The sequence below is a fragment of the Micromonospora sp. M51 genome, from assembly GCF_018070305.1.
Taxonomy (GTDB): Bacteria; Actinomycetota; Actinomycetes; order Mycobacteriales; family Micromonosporaceae; genus Micromonospora; species Micromonospora parva.
Genome location: NZ_JAGPXZ010000926.1, coordinates 1 through 2,132 on the forward strand (window position 1 = coordinate 1; position 2,132 = coordinate 2,132).

Annotated in this window: 2 protein-coding genes; both read right to left on the bottom strand. The window is 75.4% G+C overall.

Annotated elements, in window-relative coordinates; translation table 11 throughout:
• Positions 1 to 35: 35 nt before the first annotated feature.
• The gene (locus KBX53_RS30820) at positions 36 to 1,523 is read right to left on the bottom strand and encodes an NAD(P)/FAD-dependent oxidoreductase (protein ID WP_210863252.1); all 1,488 of its coding nucleotides are present in this window, start codon (positions 1,521 to 1,523) and stop codon (positions 36 to 38) included.
• A gap of 11 nt (positions 1,524 to 1,534) precedes the next feature.
• On the bottom strand, positions 1,535 to 2,132 hold a 598-nt coding region (locus KBX53_RS30825; RefSeq protein WP_369010018.1), incomplete at its 5' end, for a glycosyltransferase family 2 protein.

The following is a 2,132-nucleotide window of genomic DNA, read 5'->3' on the forward strand; positions in this document are numbered from 1 at the left end:
CCAGCATCCGGCGCGCCCTGCTCGACGCCGATTGACTACCAGGCGGGGCCGATCTCGTCGGCGACGATCTGCGCGGAGAGGGTCACCATCGGCAACCCGCCGCCCGGGTGGGTGGAGCCACCCACCAGCCACAGCCCGTTCGCCGGGCCCCGGTTGGCCGGGCGGAGCAGCCCACCGGCGGTGCCGTAGATCGAGCCACCTGGCGCGCCGGTCGCCACGTCCAGGTCGGCGGGGGTACGGATCTCACGGAACAGCAACCGGTCGCGGACGTCCACACCGCGCCGCGCCAGCACGTCCAGGATCCGGTCGGCGTACGCGTCGGCCAGCCCCGGACGTCGCCAGTCGACAGATCCCGCCGCGGTGCCCTGCCGAGCGGCGTTGACCAGCACGAACCACGCCTCGTGTCCGGCGGGGCGGACCATCGGGTCGTCGGCCACCGTGACGAACACCGTCGGGTCGGCCGCCGGCCGGGCCCGCACCCCGCGCCCGGGGTCACCGAAGACCGCGTCGAACTCGGCGTCGTAGTCGTCGGGGAAGAAGACGTTGTGGTGGGCCAGCCCGGTGCTGCCGGAGACGCCGAGCAGCAGCACGAAACCGGCGAGGCTGCGGTCGGTCAGCGCGGCCAGCCGACCCGGGTGCGGCAGCAGGTCACGGTAGACGGTGATCGCGTCCACGTTGGCCACCACCACGTCGGCGGGCACCGGGGCGGCGACTCCGGCGAGGCGTACCCCGTGCACCCGGCCGCCGGTGGCGTCGATCCGGGTGACAGTGGCGTCGGTCTGCACGACCACGCCGAGGTCCAGGCAACGGGTCAGCAGCGCGTCGGCGAGCGTGCCCAGCCCGCCGCGCAGGTACCAGCCACCGAAGGCCAACTCGGCGTAGGGGACCGCGACCAGCGCCGCGGGTGCCCGACGTGGGTCGGCGCCGGTGTAGGTGGCGTACCGGTCCAGCATCATCCGCAGCCGCGGGTCGGACAGGTGCCGGCGGCCCAGGCCGCGCAGGGTGCGGCCCGGGGCGATGGCGGCCAGGTCGCCGACGCGCCAGGCCAGCGACGCGAGGTCGCGGGGGGAGTCGACGGTACGGCGCAGGATGTCCCGCGAGGAGGCGTTCCACACCCGAGCGGCCCGACGCCACAACCGCTGCCAGTCGGCCGCCGCCCGGTCGCCGAAGGCGGCGCCGATCCGGCTGGCGAACTCCACCGGGTCGGCGCACGAGTCCAGTGCCGGGCCGCCGCCGGGGAAGACGTGCCGGACGATCGGGTCCAGGCCGACCAGGTCCAGGTACTCGTCGAGCTTCGCCCCGGTCGCCTCGAACAGGTCGTGGAAGACCTCGGGCAGGGTGAGCAGGCTCGGCCCGGTGTCGAAGTGGAACGACCCGGCCGGTGTGTCGTGCGCGTACCGGCCGAGCTTGCCGCCGACCGTGTCGGCCCGCTCGAAGACGGTCACCTGGTGCCCGGTGGCGGCCAGCCGGGCGGCGGTGGCGAGGCCACCCACCCCGGCGCCGACGACCACGATCCGCGCCATACCGCGTCCTCCTAGCTGACCGGGCGACCCCGCCAGGTCAGGCGGCGTCGCTTTCGCAGATGGTACGACCGCACTGTCAGCCAACCGAGGACCACGACCGACACGGGGTGTGCGAGCGCGTCGGGCCACCATCGGCCACCTGTCGCGCGGGCGGTGAGCACCCGCCCGGCCACCCCGAGCAGGTAGCCGGCCAGGCCCACGGCGGCCACCCCGGGCGCGCCGGCCACCACGCCAGCCAGCGCCACCAGTGGCGGGGCGGTGTAGAGCAGCAGCAGCGCCGCCACCACGGCCGCCGCCGCGCCCGGGTGCCCGAACGACGCCCAGAGCGACTTCGAGTACCCGTCGCGCAGTTGCGGCCAGTCGTCGTACATCCGGCAGGTGGCCAGCCGGGAGCCGTCGGCCAGGGCGATCCGCCCGCCGGCCCGCTTGACCGCCCGGGCCAGCTCGACGTCCTCCAGGATCCGGTCGGCGACCGCGGCGTGCCCGCCGGCGGCGGTGTAGCCGGCCCGGTCCACCACCAGGAACTGCCCGCCCGCCGCGGCCAGCGACGGCCGCGGCGAGCGTTCCATCGCGCGCAGCGGCAGGAAGGTGAGCCAGAGCCACTGCAAC